Origin of the sequence: Roseibium denhamense (assembly GCF_009711415.1) — a bacterium.
GTDB lineage: Bacteria > Pseudomonadota > Alphaproteobacteria > Rhizobiales > Stappiaceae > Roseibium > Roseibium denhamense.
In genome coordinates this window covers 157641-173886 of record NZ_SMLZ01000113.1, presented here as the reverse complement: position 1 = coordinate 173886, position 16246 = coordinate 157641, and the positions used below count along the sequence as shown (strand labels likewise).

Sequence of the window (16246 nt, the reverse complement as noted above, 5' to 3'; positions counted from 1 at the left end):
GACCAGTTCCCGCGATCACAACTGAATGCGGCCAACCACGCCGATTTCGCCATCGTGTATATTGATAACGATGCCTTCGCCGGATGTTGGAAAGATGTTCGTCAAGGCCGTGATATTGACCTGGTGCGTGACGACGACCAGAGCGCCTTCACCGGACCAGTTTGACAGAAGGTCCCGGGCGGCGTCGGTTTGTTCCGGCCCTTTCGCCCGGTTCTGAAAGAACGAATTAAAGGCCGGCTGTTCGGTTACCTGACCTGGAAAGGCGAGTTCGGCCGTATCAACACAGCGGCACCACTGGGACGTCAAGACATCGCCGACGGCTATGCCGCGATCCCGGAAAGCCTGTCCGATCTTCCTGGCGTCCTGTCTGCCCGTTTCATTCAGGTTCCGCTGTGTGCTACAGTCGCCAAGCGTGAAGTTGTCCGGATCACCTGTGCCCGGAGCCAAAGTATGCCGGAAAAGGACGATGCCGCCATTTTTCAAATGTTCCCAGGCTGCCTCATCGGCTCTTGCAATATCGTGAGAACCTAAAAATGCAGCTGCGAGTGCAAACAGTGCCGAGGCAATGGCTCTTTTGAACCCTGCGCTCCGGGTGCGTAACCAGATTCTTCTGTAACTCATGGGTCCTGCCGTTAATCTGCCGAAACGGAAACTCCAATCATGTACGGCGGGGGCAGCATGACCGATCAGTCTTCTCATAATCCGGACCTGGTTCAAAAACCGGAAACGCTCGATGCAACAGTGATCGATCTCGCGATCAGGCTAGGCGTTCTCGCGCTGTTTGCCTATTTCTCGCTTCAGCTGATTGCACCTTTTTTTCTTTTCCTGTTGTGGGCGGTTGTTCTGACAGCCGCGCTTTACCCTGGCTATAGCTGGCTTGCGGCAAGACTTGGCGATCGCAAAGTTTTATCCGCCGTTCTTGTTACGCTCCTTTGTCTCTGTATTGTGGTGGGGCCGGTTGCGGTTCTGGTCGCCAGCCTCGTTGCCACTTTGGGCGACTGGTATGAGGTGCTGTCCGCAGGTGCCTATCAGATGCCACCGCTGCCGGAACGCATTGGAACGCTGCCAGTGATTGGCGACAGGATTGCGGAAGGCTGGCAACTGGCCGGAAGCAGTCTTGAAACTTTCTTTGAAAAAGTCGGGCCAATGCTTGTGCCCGCAGGAGGGCGGATCCTTGGCGTCCTGGCCGGGCTCACCGGAAGTGTGCTGTTCTTCGTGGTCTCGATCTTAATTGCCGGCTGCCTGTTTGTTCCCGGACCGTCTTTGGCGAAGGGTGCTAAACGATTTGCCGACCGGATCATTGCGCCGCGCGGCGCTGAATTCGTGGACCTTGCCGGGGCAACAATCCGGAACGTGTCGCGGGGCGTGATTGGCGTTGCTGTGATCCAGGGGCTCCTGACCGGTATATTGTTGCTGGTGTTCGCCGTCCCGTTTGCCGGAGTTCTGACATTTGCAGCCTTGTTCCTGTGCATTGTTCAAATCGGACCGGCGCTGGTGATCCTGCCGACCATTTTGTGGGCTTGGAGTTCCTGGGAGTTTGTGCCGGCCCTCAGTTTCACGGTGCTGATGGTGCCTGTGATGCTGGTAGACAATGTCCTCCGTCCGATCCTGATGTCACGTGGCCTGGACGTGCCCATGCTGGTCATCCTGATTGGTGTTCTTGGCGGGACGCTCGCACATGGACTGCTTGGCCTTTTTCTCGGGCCGGTGATCCTGGCGGTTTTCTATGAACTTGTGATCGCCTGGGTGAAGGCAGGGGAGGCGGCGTAGAACGTCTGACGTATTTTTAGAAACGCCCAAAGATGCTCGACCAACGCCGATCTAATCAGCCACCAGCCGGGAGGCCGTGAAGGGGAACAGGCGGTCGTTGCCGAGCATGAAGACAGAGAATTGACGCCGCCGGAAGATCATTCCAAAGGCTTCGTCGGTCACGTTGAGGCCACCGGTCAGCGCACCGAATGCCGGGAGCACCATCCGGGTGCCGTCGGTTGTAAAGCACGGACGTCGGATGGAGCGGCCAAACCGGCGCACGCGCGCGGCCGGATGCAAGTGGCCGCAGATTTCGCCTTCCGCGGCCTCTGATCCGATCTTTTCAACCGGCTCATGGCGGAATTTGAGCGGGCCAAGCTCGACTTGATCGACCGTTTCCCCGCAAAGCCGCACGGGCGCCACAGGATCATGGTTGCCGGTAACCCAGATCCACTCACGGCCGAGCTGAAGGGTTGTCAGCATCGCGCGATAATGGGCTGGAAGGCGGTCCGAGCCGCCCGCATCGTGAAAACTGTCGCCAAGGCAAATGACGCGCGCCGGATCGAAAGCATCCATCACACCGGCGAGTTTCTCCAGGGTTGCCCCGGTGTCATAGGGCGGCAGCATGACGCCGCGCCGCGCATAGCTGGAGCCTTTTTCCAGATGCAGGTCGGCAACAACCAGAGTGGATTCTTCCGGCCACCACAGCACACCGCTGTCGTGAAGGCCGACCAGCTGGCCATTAATTTGAATGTCATGACACACAGGCGCGGAAGCGTATTTGCGCAGGTGTGACGTGAGTGCACTCATTCCATTGCCTCCAGAACCAGCTCCTCCGCCGCATCCTCCAAAAGGGCATCCATGGCCTCGCCATAGACCGGTTCCTTGCCGATTTCTAGAAGAATTGGCACGGCGAGGGGAGAGACGCGCGGAAGACCAGTATGCGTGATTCGTCCCTGGATCCGGCTGAGAAGTTCGCCGAGACGCGAGATATCCAAAAGTCCTTCCGCGGCGTCGTTCCACGTGGCCTGGAGTAGTATGTGGTCTGGTTCATGGCTGCGCAGCACATCGTAGATCAGATCGGTTGAGACAGTGACCTGACGGCCCGTTTTCTCCTGCCCCGGGTGGCGGCGTTCGATCAGACCGGCAATCACGGCACAATTACGAAACGTACGTTTCATGAGGCTGGATTCGGCGAGCCAGGCATCCAGATCATCGCCGAGGATATCCTGCTCAAACAGCGTATCGAGTGGGATTTTGCCGGACGAAAACAGCAATGACAGATCGCCCAGACCCCAGATCGACAACGCATAGTCATTCGCCACGAACCCCATCGGCCGGGCGCCCAGACGCTCCAGCCTTTTGGTGAGCAGCATGCCGAGGGTCTGATGGGCAAGACGCCCCTCAAAAGGGTAACAGACCATGTAGTTCTTGTGGCCGCGCGGAAATGTCTCCACGAGCAAGCCGTCTTTCGACGGCAGGACCGATTTTTCCTGCTGGATTTCCAGCCATTCGCGAACCTGAGGCGGGAGCGCGTGCCAGCTGCCGGGGGTGGCCAGCATGCTGCGGACACTCTCGGCCAGATAGGTGGAGAGCGGAAACTTGCCGCCCATATAGGACGGGATCATCGGATTGTCGGTCTTGGCGCGCGAGACAAAGGCTTCGTTTTCCCGGATCCCTTCCAGGCGGAGCACTTCGCCGCCGAAGATGAAGGTGTCGCCCGGTGTCATTTGCTCCACGAAATATTCCTCGATCTCGCCGAGCATCCGGCCGCCCCGGCCGATCGGCGCGCGCCGCCCATCGGCTTTCGATCTGACAAGGCGCACCTTCAGCATCGGGGCCTCGACGATGGTGCCGACATTCAACCGGTATTGCTGGGCGATTTTCGGGTGGGCGATCCGCCACAGTCCGTCTTTACCCTTCTTCAGCTTGGCGTATTGCTCATAGCTCTTGAGGGCGTAACCGCCGGTGGCGACAAAACTCAGGACTTTCTCGAAGGTCTCCCAGGTCAGTGCCCGGTAGGTCTCGGCGGAGCGGATTTCGTCGAAAAGGGCAACGGGATCAATCGGATCCGCACATGCCATGCCAAGGACATGCTGTGCGAGAACATCCAGGGCGCCTTTTCTCAGCGGCGGTGTATCCTGGTCTCCCCGTCTGGACGCCGCCAAGGCCGCCTGGCACTCAAGAACCTCAAAGCGGTTTGCCGGAATGAGGATGGCCTTTGAAGGCTCGTCCATCCGGTGATTGGCCCGGCCGATCCGCTGGGCCAGCCGGCTCGCCCCCTTCGGAGCTCCGATGTTCACGACAAGGTCAATGTCGCCCCAGTCGATCCCCATATCGAGAGATGATGTTGCAACAACGGCCCGCAACATACCGGCGGCCATCGCCGCCTCAACCTTGCGGCGCTGGCCCACATCAAGCGAGCCGTGATGAAGGGCAATCGGGAGCGTGTCGGCATTGATGCGCCAGAGTTCCTGAAACACGGCTTCCGCCTGGCTCCGTGTGTTCACAAACAACAGCGAAACGTTATGGCCCTTGATCAGCTCGTAGATGTCGCCCATCGCATAGCGGGAGGAGTGCCCGGACCAGGGCAGGCGTTCTTCTGAATTCAGGATCGAGACATCCGGTTTGGCACCTCCGGACACTTCCACAACGTGGGCAAGGGCGCGCGTCCCAGGGTCCGGCTGATCCACCAGATAGGCACGCAAATCCAACGGTTCGGCGACAGTTGCGGACAGACCAATGGTGCGCAGGCCGGGCGCGTGTTTGCGCAAGCGCGCCAGACCGAGCGCCATAAGGTCCCCGCGCTTTGAGGTCACAAGCGCATGCAGTTCATCGAGGACCACGGTCTTCAAGGAGGCAAACAGCCTCTCCGAGGCCGGGTCCGACAAGAGCAGCGCAATCTGTTCCGGCGTGGTCAGCAGGATGTCCGGCGGGTTCGTCTTCTGGCGCTGGCGTTTATGAGAGGGCGTATCGCCCGTCCGGGTTTCAAGACGGATGGGCAGATCCATTTCTGAAACGGGCGCTTCCAGATTACGGGCAATGTCGACCGCAAGCGCCTTGAGTGGTGAAATGTAAAGGGTGTGGACCCCTTGGCTTCCCGCTGCTCCAGCCTTGCGCTTGCCGCGCGCTTCCAGCTCCAGAAGACTGGGCAAGAACCCCGCAAGTGTTTTCCCGGCTCCGGTCGGTGCAATCAGAAGGGTCGAATGACCCGCGCTGAGATGATCGATCAATTGCAACTGATGCGGCCGGGGGCTCCAGCCGCGATGTGCAAACCAGCTCTGGAAACGATTGGGAAGAAGCGCTGCGTCCATGGCCTCTGTTTTAGGATGGGAAGGGCAAGATGGCGAGAGCCAAAGGCTGGTCTTTGGCATCAGGCAGCCTATAGTTCCGGGATATGTCCGATGTCCTGACCCTCACTCCCGAAGGGCTGTTCTGCCCAAAGGCGCAAGCCCACATTGATCCGGTGCGGCCGGTCGAAAGGGCAATCATCACCCATGGGCACGCCGATCATGCACGGGCCGGACACGGGGCGGTTCTGGCCACACCGCAAACGCTCGACATCATGGCGATCCGGTATGGCACGAATTTTTGCGGGCAGGCGCAGCCACTTTCTTATGGTGAAACCCTGAGGGTTGGCAGCGTGGATGTGTCCCTGCATCCGGCCGGGCATGTTCTCGGCTCCGCCCAAGCCCTGCTGGCAACACCGGCCAAGCGCACCGTTGTGTCCGGGGACTATAAGCGGCATGCGGACCCGACCTGCGCACCGTTTGAGCTGGTGACTTGCGATACCTTTGTCACCGAGGCCACGTTTGGACTGCCGGTCTTCCGCCATCCCCCGGCATCACAGGAAATGCGTAAGCTGCTGAAGTCTCTGGAACTTTTTTCCAGTCAAACGCATCTGATCGGGGCGTATGCGCTCGGAAAGGCGCAGCGGGTGATCGCGGAGCTTCGGGCGGCGGGCTATGACAAGACCATCTATCTCCACGGCGCTCTGGTGAAGCTTTGCGATTATTACAAAACGCAAGGGGTTGATCTTGGCCCGCTTGAGACCGTCGGCCGCCGGGGTAAGGAGCTCGCCGGGGAGATCGTGATGTGCCCGCCCGGCCAGTTGTCCGACCGGTGGGCGCGCCGGTTCGGAGATCCGGTAACTGCGATGGCGTCCGGCTGGATGCGGGTCAGGGCACGGGCGCGCCAGCGCGGCGCGGAATTGCCGCTTATCCTGTCTGACCACGCGGATTGGACCGACCTGTGCCGGACGATTGAGGAAACAGGCGCTGAACACATCTGGGTGACGCACGGGGCGGAAGAAGCTCTTGTGCATTGGTGTGAATTGAACGGACGAAAGGCTCGTCCTCTCAATATGATAGGCTATGATGACGGTGAAGATGAAGACCTGGTGGCGGCGGCAGCGTCCTGACAAGGATGCTCAACACGGGTCTTTCCGGAAACGCTAGGAGGCGGTCATGGCTGAAAATCAAGACAACGAAAGAAGCGGCAACGGATCGGCCAATGGCTCCGGGGGACCTGAAGGTCAGGATGCGGAAGAGGCGATTGCTCAGCTCTTTGATGACTACCAGACGGGCTTCAACGATTTTGACATCGACCGGATCTGCGATTGCTTCGCATTGCCGGTCATCATCTGGCAGCATGACAAGGGTCATGTCTTCAATGATGACGAAGAACTCATCGAGAACATCGAAGCGTTGCTAAAGGCGCTTGAAAAGGAAGGGGTGACCTATTCGGAGTTCCGCGTGGTGTCCAGCCATGTCAGCGGATCTGCGGCTTTGGTCACCCTCGACTGGACGCAGGAATCGCCGGACGGCGAGGCAATTCTTGAGTTTACCTGTCACTACCAGCTCATCCAGGACGGCCCGGACTGGGTCATTTCCGGGGTGGTCAATGAGTAGGTTTTGTCTGTCTGTTTTTCATTGAGCATCAGTCCTTACAAGCATTGCAAACAAGAAGATGGAGCCAATCATGGCGAAGATGATCCATTCGATGATCCGGGTCTCCGATGAGAGCCGGTCCGTTGCGTTTTATGAAAACGCGTTCGGGCTGAAAGTCGCCGGCCGCTACCCGTTTGACGGATTTACGCTGATTTATCTTTCCAACGAGGAAACCGGTTTTGAACTGGAGCTCACGACCAATGCATCGCGCACGGAGCCCTATGAGCATGGTGATGCCTACGGCCATTTGGCCTTCTCAGTGGAGGACATTGAGGCGGAGCATCAGCGCTTGGGCGCGCTTGGCATCGAGGTTGGGGCCGTGAAGGATTTCGAGTTCGAGGGAAAACCGTTCGCCCGGTTTTTCTTCCTGCAGGATCCGGACGGCTACAAGATCGAGGTCCTGCAACGCTCCGGCCGTTTCCAGTAGCCGCTTATGCAGCCATTCGATGTATGACCGCATCTTCAATATAGATGCCATTGATAAGATTATTTGAAAATTGCACGCGCCCGAGCCCATCGAGACGTATGACGGGCTTGAGTCCGCTAATCAAAGGATCGGTATTGCCGACGATCCTAACGCGAGACAGGTCGAGTATGTGCGGCGCATCTGTCATGTTACGGTGGTTCGCAACAATCTGAGCCGCTTCTAATATTTTGCTCTCGATTTGGTTTGGTTTGGCTGTACAGGCAATGACGAACTTCCACTTGTCCGTATCTGATTGATAAAGCCAGAGTGCTGCCACGACACCGAAAAAGGCGCTGTCCAGAGCACGTACCAACTCGATACCTGCTTCAATGTCCGTCTCTACCAATGTGTTCGTAGCCATTTGAAAATACCCTCTTCGGGATCTTGAATAGCATTTCGCAAGGCCGTCGCGCTGAAGGCATCGATCATATCGTATCGAGAACGTTCTGACCAATCGGATGCAATTGACCAAAAAGCGGCAAATCTCGCCGATTTGCTTGTCTTGGAATTCAAGTCCTGTTTCAGACCTGCAAGGTTGATGAGCTTATCAAGATCATGTGTGTAGATGTCTTGTACAAATTTTTTGTTTGGTATCGTTTCACTTGAAAACACGCGTGCAATGCGCGCTTTGATTGCGATCTCCACGCCAAAACCAAAAAGATAGTAAGAATTGGAGTATCGACGATGCGAAAATAGAAAGTCCGCATCGTCGATTTTCGCTTGTGCAATTGCTTGAAGATCGTCCTTGTGCATTAAGCCCTCTTGAAACGCGGTCTAATCTAATGACCGCTTCAAGGGAAATGCAACCATTTAGTTTATTTCTGAAAATAAACTCTATGAGTGCTTTTTTAGGCTCTAATTTCCAGCTTTGGCAGCCTTGCGCTGGGCGCGCGAGGGCTTGTTTTTCTTGGCCGCTTTTTTCTTGGGCGTCGACGGTTTTCCGCCCGAGGCTGCACGCGGTTTGCGGCGGCCCTCATCACCGGCCTCTGCGTCTGCCCCGCGCGGTTTGCGCTGCTTGGGCCGTTCATCAGCGCGGCTTTCCCGGTCAAGCGCTTTCACATCCAGCGGCTCATAGGCCGGGTGATGCGGTTTGGCATCATCATCGTCACGGCGGCGTTTCTTGCCGCGTGGAGCATCAAAGTCGCGTTTAGGACCGCGCTTTGGTTTCAAGGTGTCCTCGCGGCCCATGTCCTCGTAGTCGGGCGCATCGCCGCGGCGCGGGCGCCGGTTTTGAGAGCCGCCCCGATCACCCCGGTCACCTCTGTCGCCGCGATCCCGATCACCGCGGCCGCGATTGCCGCCGCCCCGGAGGTTGTCTTCCTTCGGCGGCTGCGGCATCTGTCCACCGCGCGCGTCCAGCAGCTTGATGGTAACGTTTTCCTCGCCCGTGCCTTCACGCTTGACGGTGCTGTTAAAACGTTCGCCATGCTTGCCGGAAATCTCGAAATAGAGCTCGTTTTGGAAGATCTTGATCGCGCCGACTTCCTTTTTGGTCACATGACCGGCCCGGCAGATCAGCGGCAGGATCCAGCGCGGTTCTGCCCGCTGACGGTGGCCAAGCGACAGCGAGAACCAGACGCCATCTTCGAAGTTGTTTTTGATTTCAGCGCTGCGGCCGCCGCGCGAGCCGGCATCGCGGCCTTGCAACGCGTTCTCATTCAACGCCGAAACATCTTCCGGCGCAGGCAGGCGGGACTGGCGAAGCTTAACGAAGGCGGCTGCCAGTTGCTCCGGGCTGTGCAGGGCCAGGAGCTCCGTGGCAATGGCGCGTTGTTCGTCTTCAAGCTCTGCGGTCAAAACAGGATCTGCCAGTAGGCGTTCCTTGTCTTTTGCCCAGATCTCATCTGCGGTCGGTGCCCCCGTCCAGGTCGCCTTGATGCCGGCAAATTGCATCGTGCGCTCTGCCTGACGGCGGCGGGGGAAGGGAACCATCAGCACACAAGTACCTTTGCGCCCGGCGCGGCCTGTCCGGCCCGAACGGTGCAAAAGGGCAGCCTTGCCGGTTGGTAGGTCTGCGTGGATCACGAGATCAAGGTTCGGCAAATCGATGCCACGCGCAGCAACGTCGGTTGCGACACAAACGCGGGCCGTACCGTTTTTCATGGCGGTCAAGGCGGCCGTGCGCTGCTCCTGGCTGAGTTCGCCGGAGAGCGACACGATCGCAAACCCCCTGTTTGCGAGGCGCGCGGTCAAACGGCTGACGCCTTCACGCGTGGCACAGAAGACGATTGCCTTTTCAGCTTCATGCAGGCGCAGCACGTTGATGATCGCGTTTTCACGCTCATTTGGCGCGACCGGATGGGCAACATAGTCGATGTCGCCGTGCTGTTCGCGGGCATTAATTGTCGACAGACGGACAGCGTCTTTCTGGAAGCGTTTCGCAAGTTCGGCAATCGGTTTCGGTACCGTTGCCGAGAACATGAGAGTCCGGCGGGTTTCCGGCGCGGCGTCCAGAATGAACTCCAGGTCTTCCCGGAATCCCATGTCGAGCATCTCGTCGGCTTCATCCAGCACGACGGCTTTGATTTCGGAAAGGTCAAGCGCGCCGCGTTCAATATGGTCGCGCAAACGGCCAGGTGTTCCGACAACAATATGGGCGCCCCGGTCCAGAACGCGCCGCTCAGCGCGCGGGTCCATGCCGCCAACGCAAGATGCGGTCACCGCACCGGCTTCGCCATAGAGCCAGGTCAGCTCTTCCTTGACCTGAAGCGCCAGTTCGCGTGTCGGCGCAATGGCAAGAGCGACCGGTGCACCCGCCTGTCCTAGATGCTCTTGCTCGCCCAGTATGGTTGGCGCCAATGCCAGGCCGAAGGCCACGGTCTTTCCGGACCCGGTCTGTGCGGAGACCAGCAGATCCGCTGCAGGCGGCGCTTCGCTGAGGATGGATTCTTGAACGGGAGTGAGGCTTTCATAGCCTTTTTTTGCCAGCGCGGCCTTCAGGGCCGGGGCAAGGGACGTCAATTCGGTCATTGGATTCTTTCGACTGCTCCGGATCACCTGCGTGCCAATCAGCAGTCTACCGGATGAGGCCATCACCATGCAGGCCCTTGTGGGTCGCGGCTTATACAGGCTTATCGCAGCGACGTCCACCAGAAAGAAATGCTCATATTTTGAGCGATATTGTAAGTATTGGCCGTATTGGCAAAATCGCTTCTTTCGCGTCCATTTAATTAATACCGATAGTATAAAGATGTAGGGAATTACATCTTTGGGTATATGTAAATTTTTAACCTGCCTCTGCGTTAAATTTGCATGACAGAATTTCGCTGGGGTTTTGGATGTTCAAATCAATTCGCGCTCAAATTGCACTTCTCGCCATCGTTCCGTTGGTGGCGTTCCTGATCCAGAGTTCTATCGCTTTATATGAAGCGCGATATGAGAGCCGAATAGCATCGGACATTCTGCCAAAAGCCCTGATAGCGGAAAAGTCGGAAGGGGTTATACACGAGTTGCAGAAAGAGCGTGGCCGGACTGCGGTAATGATCGCGTCCGGATACGCTGAAAAGCCAAAAGAGCTTCTGGCCGCTCAACGTGATGCAACCGACAAAGCGATTGCGGATTTTAATACCTCGGTCGAAGGTTTTGATGTCTATAACTCGGTGGTTATGGAAGAAGTGCACAGTATGTCTGGGAACCTCGAAACTATCGACGCCCATCGGCGTGGTATAGACAACAAGTCCATCAGTGGAGCCGAAAACCTAAAGTTTTACTCAGGTAACGTCCGGCAGTTGATTTCACTCATTTGGACAGGGGTTCAGGCCAGCGCCGATAGCGAATACGCTCAGGATATGTCTCCGTTCCTGCTGCTTACGGAAGCGATAGAAGCCGGCGGTCTGGAGCGGGCGATCGGTGGTCAGCTCTTCACAATTGTTGGCAAGACCGGTGATGTGCCGATTGATCGCTTCCTCGCCTACTATGATCGCCTGTCGGTAGAAGGCGCGTTTTTGAAAGATTTTAGGGCGATTGCTTTTCCGAAACATGTTGCCTTGTTTGACCAGAAGGTTGCCGGTCCGGCAGTTGATCAAGTTGTGGAGTGGCGAAAAGTATTACGATCATTGCCGCAAACGAAAGACGGGCAAGGCATTGATGGCTCTGTTTGGTTCGGGAAGGCAACGGAGCGCCTGAACCTCATCCGCGAAGCTTCTCTGGAAATGCTCTATGCAGGTGAAAAACGTGCCCAGGAACTTGCAGATGCAGCGAATAGTCATTTCATGGCGGTGATCTGGGAGACGGTTATTGTCGTCTTGCTCACCTTTTCCATTTGCATTTGGCAAGTCCGCAACGTGAACAACCTTCTTGCAAAGCTGGCGCACGGCCTGATGAATATTGCAGACGGCAATGTCGATCTGAAGATGCCGTTCAGTGATCGCACAGACGTTGTCGGCGATCTGGCCCGAGCAGGCGAGGTGTTCCAGGAAAATGCTCGTGTTCGTAGCGTTTTGGAGACCGAAGCTGCCAAGGAGCGCAACCGCGAACGGATGCGCCAGAACCAGATGGAAAATCTCATCGAGAAGTTCCGCGATCTGATGGCCAGCGTCACTGGAGACGTGAACGAAAAAACCGGTCAGATGACTGACATTGCCGCACGCGTCCGCGATATCTCGCAATGGGCTTCCAGTGCTGCATCCGAGGCCAAGAATGCCTCCTCGTCATCATCTGACAACGTGCAAACCGTGGCGGCGGCGGCTGAAGAAATGTCTGCTGCGATCCAGGAAATTCTGAGCCAGGCGGACCGGGCCAGCAACGTCATTGAAGATGCCACTGGCGTGGCCCAGCAAACGGACGGCAATGTTTCCAGCCTCGCGGAAGCGGTTGAAAAAATCGGCACTGTCGTTGAGATGATCCGCGCCATTGCCGAACAGACAAATCTCCTGGCGTTGAACGCGACCATTGAGGCCGCCCGGGCAGGGGATGCAGGCAAGGGCTTTGCGGTCGTCGCCGCCGAGGTCAAGGAACTCTCGACCCAGACCGCCAAGGCAACTGAAGAAATCTCAAGTCAGATTTCGTCGGTCCAGGGACTGACCAGCGAAGCTGTTGACTCCATTCGCAAGATCTCCGGTTCCATCGAGATGATCAGTGAAGTGACAGGGGCCATCACGGCAGCGGTCGGCGAGCAAAGTATTGCAACACAGGAAATCTCGCAAAGCATCACCATGGCTGCAAGCGAGACGACGAATGCGGTCAACAGCGCGGACACTGTGGATCAGGCGATCCAGGCAACTGCAGGTGAAGCCGAGACAGTGGATCACATTGCTGTTGCAGTGAAAAACGTTGCTGACGAAATGTCTCAAGGGATCGAAGGCTTCCTCAATGAGATGGCCCGTGATGTCGAAGAACGCCGGAATGCGAGCCGGAAACAGGAAATGGGTCAGAAGATTAGTTTGGTGACTGCTGACGGCAAACGGATTTCGATCCGATTGATCAACAGCTCCGAGGGCGGTCTTGGAGTGACAGCCTTTGCGGGCGCTGAACAGGGGCAGGAAGTCCTCTACGAGGACGGCGTTGGCGGCGCCTTCCCCATGGAGATCAAATGGGTCCGCGATGATCTGGTCGGTCTTCAGTACCGTTCTCAAGCTGGCCGGGCGGCAGAAGCTGCCTGACCAGATCAGCGGACGGTATTTCGGGATTGATTTTCGAGTGACCGGGCGTCTTTGGGCGTTTCGGAGGAAACGCCCGATATTCTGGGGCTTGATCCCGCAGTGAAAACACCGATGTAGCGGGGAAGTGATCGTTTTAAAGCACTCTCCCGGCTGGTTGATTTCATGCAGGCCTTTGCACAGCTTTTGGACCGGCTTTCCTTGGAGCCAAGGCGCCTTGCCAAGGAAGCGCTGCTTGTGCGCTACTTTTCCGAAACACCGGACCCGGATCGCGGGTACGCGCTGGCGGCATTGACCGGTGGCCTCACGTTCAAACATGCAAAACCTGCCATGCTGCGGGCCTTGATCAGCGAGCGGACCGACCCGGTGCTGTTTGGCCTGTCCTATGATTTTGTCGGTGACATGTCCGAGACCATTGCGTTGATGTGGCCTAGGCCGGAGGACGCGGGCCTGACGGATGCGCCGTCTTTGTCCGAAATTGTCGAGCGGTTATCGACCAGCGGGAAATCCGAAGTGCCGGGCCAGGTCGCGGGATGGCTGGACAGTCTTGATGACACCGGCCGCTGGGCCCTTTTGAAGCTGATCACCGGCGGTCTCCGGGTCGGTGTGTCTGCGCGCCTTGCAAAAACGTCAATCGCTAAGCAGGGGGATCTCTCCGTCAATCAGGTTGAGGAAGTCTGGCACGGGTTGAAGCCACCCTATGAAACGCTTTTTGCGTGGGTTGAAGGCCGGGCGGGGCCGCCGGAGACCGAGGACCCGGCCCCGTTCCGGCCCGTCATGCTGGCACATCCGCTGGATGCGGAGAAGGACCTGCAAAGCCTGGATGCGGGGACCTTTGCCGTTGAATGGAAATGGGACGGGATCCGGGTGCAAGCGGCCTCGGGATTGGCAAAGAGCGGGCCGGTGAAGCGGCTGTTCAGCAGGACGGGCGATGATATCTCCCGCGCATTTCCCGACGTCATGGACATACTGGACTTCAACGCCGCGATTGATGGTGAACTTCTGATCAGGGGCGAGGATGGTGTCGTCCGGCCGTTCTCCGATTTGCAGAAGCGCCTTAACCGGAAAACAGCCGGGCCGAAACTCATCAAGGAGTATCCTGCGGCGATCCGTGTCTATGATTTGCTGGTCCTTGAGGGTGAGGATCTGCGGGACCGCCCATTTCGTGAGCGCCGCCAGAAGCTTGAGGTTTTCGTTCAAGAGCTTGACCATCCAGGCATAGACCTTTCTCCCATGGTGGAAGCGGCCTCATGGGACGACATCGCAGCAGCCCGCTCGGAGCCGGGCACCTTGTTGCCGCAAGATGATGCGGATGCCGTGGAAGGCTTGATGTTGAAGCGATGGGATGCCCCCTATGTGACTGGCCGTCCGAAAGGGCTCTGGTACAAATGGAAACGGGAACCGCGTCTGATCGATGCGGTGCTGATGTATGCCCAGCGCGGCCATGGCAAGCGGTCCTCCTTTTATTCGGATTACACATTCGGCGTTTGGCGGCCGGCCGCTGATGGAGACGAACTGGTTCCGGTTGGAAAGGCCTATTTCGGCTTTACCGATGAAGAGTTGCGGGAGATCGACCGGTTTGTCCGCAAAAACACGATCAACCGTTTCGGTCCTGTGAGCGAGGTCGCCCACGGCAAGGACCACGGGCTGGTTCTTGAGATTGCATTTGAGGGGCTCAACAGGTCGACGCGGCATAAGTCTGGTGTCGCGATGCGGTTCCCGCGTGTTTCAAGGCTGAGGTGGGATAAACCGGCCGCCGAGGCGGATTGGCTTGAAACCCTGGAGACTATGTTGCCGAGCCTTGAGAAGGCCGGTTGAAACACTGTAGGGAAAGCGGGCAGTTTTTTACAGTTGGCCGTGCTTTGGCCATGGAATCATGGCAACCAACCCAGATCAGGGCGTAGACTTCGGAGCAAATTCATGGATCTCGTAAAGACCTTGTCCAATCTGTGCCTGGCAAGTGGCATTATGATGGTGCTGGCCGGCGCACCGGCTGCACTGTCTCAGGAAGTGCTTTCTCCTGAAGACGAAGAGGCGGTGAGCGCGGGAGAGACCGGACGCTATTCGCTCGTCGCGCTGGACGGCGATGTCTTGCGGGTCGACCGCCGGGCCGGAACTGTTTCTGTTTGCCGGAAACTGAATGAAGCCTGGCGGTGCAATCCGGTGCCTCTGGCCGAGGATGCTTACATCGCTGAAATCAACGATCTTGCTGCTGAGGTCGACCGGCTGACCGCCAGACTGGAAAGCCTGGAGGAGGAAGCTGAGAAGGCGGACAGCCAGCTGCCGCCTGGCTCAGCCCTTGACCGCTCCGATCCCCAATCCGGGTCTGAGGACGGAAATGACACGAAGTCTAACCGCCTCACCGCAGATGACGAAGAAGAACTGGATAAGGTTCTCGATTTTACCGAAAGCGCGATGCGCCGCCTGTTTGGCATGGTTCGGGAATTGCAGCGCGACCTGGAGGGGACCGGCAACTGACGCCGGGAAGACCCGGCTCAGATCAGCATGGCCGCAATTGCTTTGGGAGCGTCGTCCGGTAGTGAAACAGCGCGGCGTGAGCTGAGATCCATCGTCAGGGCAACCACATCCAGAACGGCAGCAAGCCGGTTCGTGCGGCTTTCAAAAATATGGTGGCGCATACTGAAGGTCTTTTCCTGAACACCGCTGAAGCCGCTCACAACCTGGATCATGTCACCGGTCTTGAGCGGTGTTGCCCAAGTCAGTTTCATTTCAACAGCAACCCGGCCAAGCCCGTTCTCAGTCAGATAGGAATGGGTCATCGGTGTGCGCTGCCAAACGTGAGGAACACCATCGGTGCATGATGCCAGGGCAAACTGGTCATCGGCCTTGCCATCTGGCCCAATGTTCCGCGGCAGAACGGTTCCCAAGAAACAGACTTCCGCTCCCTTGGCCAGGAGCCCGTCGCGGGAGACTTTTCCATGTGCGGGCGCAGCCGGTATTCCACGCGGATTTGCCTCTGAAATCATCGGGCATTGGAAGTCGTTGAAGCGTTGGCGGAGCACCTTCGCCGAGTTCAGGCTCGGCTCGTAACCATCAAGTGCTGTTGCCGCCAAAACGCCGGAGACTTTGTTCCGCATTTCGTGCAAGACGGTAAACATGTGCGGGCCGTCAAATGCGATGCTGGATTGGACTGACACCAGATCGCCGGTCCTCAGCTCCTTGTGGTAGCGCACATGGCGCACCCGCCGGGTTCCCACAAGGGTTTCGTTCAGTCCGGACACCTGACGGAACTGCCGGTCGGCTTCCTCAAAACGGCTGAAATAGAATTGGACGTTAAGGTGGTCGTTTTCGTCGCATTCCCACCGGTTCACAAAGGAATGCAAGGTGTTTTGAATTGTCATGATTGATAAGTTTCTTAAGCGCCGCAAAATATATGAATTGGAGATTCTTTATAGGCACGAAAGTTTGTATCCGCGCAAGACGAATTGCATAACTACCTTTTTGTTCGACAGAATATTGCGGAA

At 57.4% G+C, this 16246-nt stretch carries 14 protein-coding genes; 7 read left to right on the top strand and 7 right to left on the bottom strand.

The window, feature by feature from the left end:
- Window positions 1-15: 15 nt before the first annotated feature.
- Window positions 16-621, bottom strand: coding sequence for a histidine phosphatase family protein (locus tag E1180_RS17180; RefSeq protein ID WP_155192933.1), 606 nt, complete (start codon window positions 619-621; stop codon window positions 16-18).
- A 57-nt stretch (window positions 622-678) separates the two neighbouring features.
- On the opposite strand from E1180_RS17180, the gene E1180_RS17175 reads away from it, so the two are divergent.
- The gene (locus E1180_RS17175; protein ID WP_155192931.1) at window positions 679-1770 is read left to right on the top strand and encodes an AI-2E family transporter; all 1092 of its coding nucleotides are present in this window, start codon (window positions 679-681) and stop codon (window positions 1768-1770) included.
- A 51-nt stretch (window positions 1771-1821) separates the two neighbouring features.
- Here the strand turns inward: E1180_RS17175 and pdeM are convergent, their stop codons facing one another.
- Window positions 1822-2559, bottom strand: coding sequence for a ligase-associated DNA damage response endonuclease PdeM (gene pdeM / locus E1180_RS17170; RefSeq protein ID WP_155192930.1), 738 nt, complete (start codon window positions 2557-2559; stop codon window positions 1822-1824).
- Window positions 2556-5063, bottom strand: coding sequence for a ligase-associated DNA damage response DEXH box helicase (locus E1180_RS17165; protein WP_155192928.1), 2508 nt, complete (start codon window positions 5061-5063; stop codon window positions 2556-2558). Before E1180_RS17165 ends, pdeM begins: the two co-directional genes overlap by 4 nt.
- An 83-nt stretch (window positions 5064-5146) precedes the next feature.
- Here E1180_RS17165 and E1180_RS17160 point away from each other — a divergent pair, with 83 nt between their 5' ends.
- From E1180_RS17160 to E1180_RS17150, 3 genes are all read left to right on the top strand, one after another.
- A complete protein-coding gene (locus tag E1180_RS17160; protein ID WP_155192926.1) occupies window positions 5147-6169 on the top strand; it encodes a ligase-associated DNA damage response exonuclease in 1023 nt (340 codons plus the stop codon).
- A 46-nt stretch (window positions 6170-6215) separates the two neighbouring features.
- Window positions 6216-6659: a DUF4440 domain-containing protein gene (locus E1180_RS17155; protein ID WP_155192925.1), complete on the top strand. Its 444-nt coding sequence runs from the start codon at window positions 6216-6218 to the stop codon at window positions 6657-6659.
- Between the two features lie 70 nt (window positions 6660-6729).
- Entirely contained in the window at window positions 6730-7125 is a 396-nt protein-coding gene (locus E1180_RS17150) for a VOC family protein (protein WP_155192923.1), read from the top strand.
- A 4-nt stretch (window positions 7126-7129) separates the two neighbouring features.
- Here the strand turns inward: E1180_RS17150 and E1180_RS17145 are convergent, their stop codons facing one another.
- From E1180_RS17145 to E1180_RS17135, 3 genes are all read right to left on the bottom strand, one after another.
- Window positions 7130-7525, bottom strand: a complete 396-nt coding sequence (locus E1180_RS17145; protein ID WP_155192922.1) for a hypothetical protein — start codon at window positions 7523-7525, stop codon at window positions 7130-7132.
- Window positions 7504-7917: a DNA-binding protein gene (locus tag E1180_RS17140; protein WP_155192920.1), complete on the bottom strand. Its 414-nt coding sequence runs from the start codon at window positions 7915-7917 to the stop codon at window positions 7504-7506. Before E1180_RS17140 ends, E1180_RS17145 begins: the two co-directional genes overlap by 22 nt.
- A 102-nt stretch (window positions 7918-8019) precedes the next feature.
- Window positions 8020-10134 (bottom strand): DEAD/DEAH box helicase, encoded by a 2115-nt coding sequence (locus tag E1180_RS17135; protein ID WP_208997202.1) that lies wholly within the window; start codon window positions 10132-10134, stop codon window positions 8020-8022.
- A gap of 308 nt (window positions 10135-10442) precedes the next feature.
- Here E1180_RS17135 and E1180_RS17130 point away from each other — a divergent pair, with 308 nt between their 5' ends.
- The 3 genes from E1180_RS17130 (at window position 10443) to E1180_RS17120 (ending at window position 15239) form a co-directional block, all read left to right on the top strand.
- On the top strand, window positions 10443-12764 hold the full coding sequence (locus tag E1180_RS17130; protein WP_155192915.1) for a methyl-accepting chemotaxis protein: 2322 nt from the start codon (window positions 10443-10445) through the stop codon (window positions 12762-12764).
- Between the two features lie 162 nt (window positions 12765-12926).
- Window positions 12927-14579 carry a cisplatin damage response ATP-dependent DNA ligase gene (locus tag E1180_RS17125; protein WP_155192913.1) on the top strand — a complete coding sequence of 551 codons (1653 nt, stop codon included), beginning with the start codon at window positions 12927-12929 and terminating at the stop codon, window positions 14577-14579.
- Window positions 14580-14681: 102 nt separating this feature from the next.
- On the top strand, window positions 14682-15239 hold the full coding sequence (locus E1180_RS17120) for an SPX domain-containing protein (protein ID WP_155192910.1): 558 nt from the start codon (window positions 14682-14684) through the stop codon (window positions 15237-15239).
- 17 nt (window positions 15240-15256) lie between these two features.
- Here E1180_RS17120 and E1180_RS17115 read toward each other — a convergent pair whose 3' ends face one another.
- A complete protein-coding gene (locus E1180_RS17115; RefSeq protein ID WP_155192907.1) occupies window positions 15257-16123 on the bottom strand; it encodes an acyl-CoA thioesterase in 867 nt (288 codons plus the stop codon).
- Window positions 16124-16246 lie beyond the last annotated feature (123 nt).

Coding starts and splice junctions, on each gene's coding strand:
- E1180_RS17180 (WP_155192933.1), bottom strand. CDS start 621: ATGAGTTACAGAAGAATCTGGTTACGCACCCGGAGCGCAGGGTTCAAA.
- E1180_RS17175 (WP_155192931.1), top strand. CDS start 679: ATGACCGATCAGTCTTCTCATAATCCGGACCTGGTTCAAAAACCGGAA.
- pdeM (WP_155192930.1), bottom strand. CDS start 2,559: ATGAGTGCACTCACGTCACACCTGCGCAAATACGCTTCCGCGCCTGTG.
- E1180_RS17165 (WP_155192928.1), bottom strand. CDS start 5,063: ATGGACGCAGCGCTTCTTCCCAATCGTTTCCAGAGCTGGTTTGCACAT.
- E1180_RS17160 (WP_155192926.1), top strand. CDS start 5,147: ATGTCCGATGTCCTGACCCTCACTCCCGAAGGGCTGTTCTGCCCAAAG.
- E1180_RS17155 (WP_155192925.1), top strand. CDS start 6,216: ATGGCTGAAAATCAAGACAACGAAAGAAGCGGCAACGGATCGGCCAAT.
- E1180_RS17150 (WP_155192923.1), top strand. CDS start 6,730: ATGGCGAAGATGATCCATTCGATGATCCGGGTCTCCGATGAGAGCCGG.
- E1180_RS17145 (WP_155192922.1), bottom strand. CDS start 7,525: ATGGCTACGAACACATTGGTAGAGACGGACATTGAAGCAGGTATCGAG.
- E1180_RS17140 (WP_155192920.1), bottom strand. CDS start 7,917: ATGCACAAGGACGATCTTCAAGCAATTGCACAAGCGAAAATCGACGAT.
- E1180_RS17135 (WP_208997202.1), bottom strand. CDS start 10,134: ATGACCGAATTGACGTCCCTTGCCCCGGCCCTGAAGGCCGCGCTGGCA.
- E1180_RS17130 (WP_155192915.1), top strand. CDS start 10,443: ATGTTCAAATCAATTCGCGCTCAAATTGCACTTCTCGCCATCGTTCCG.
- E1180_RS17125 (WP_155192913.1), top strand. CDS start 12,927: ATGCAGGCCTTTGCACAGCTTTTGGACCGGCTTTCCTTGGAGCCAAGG.
- E1180_RS17120 (WP_155192910.1), top strand. CDS start 14,682: ATGGATCTCGTAAAGACCTTGTCCAATCTGTGCCTGGCAAGTGGCATT.
- E1180_RS17115 (WP_155192907.1), bottom strand. CDS start 16,123: ATGACAATTCAAAACACCTTGCATTCCTTTGTGAACCGGTGGGAATGC.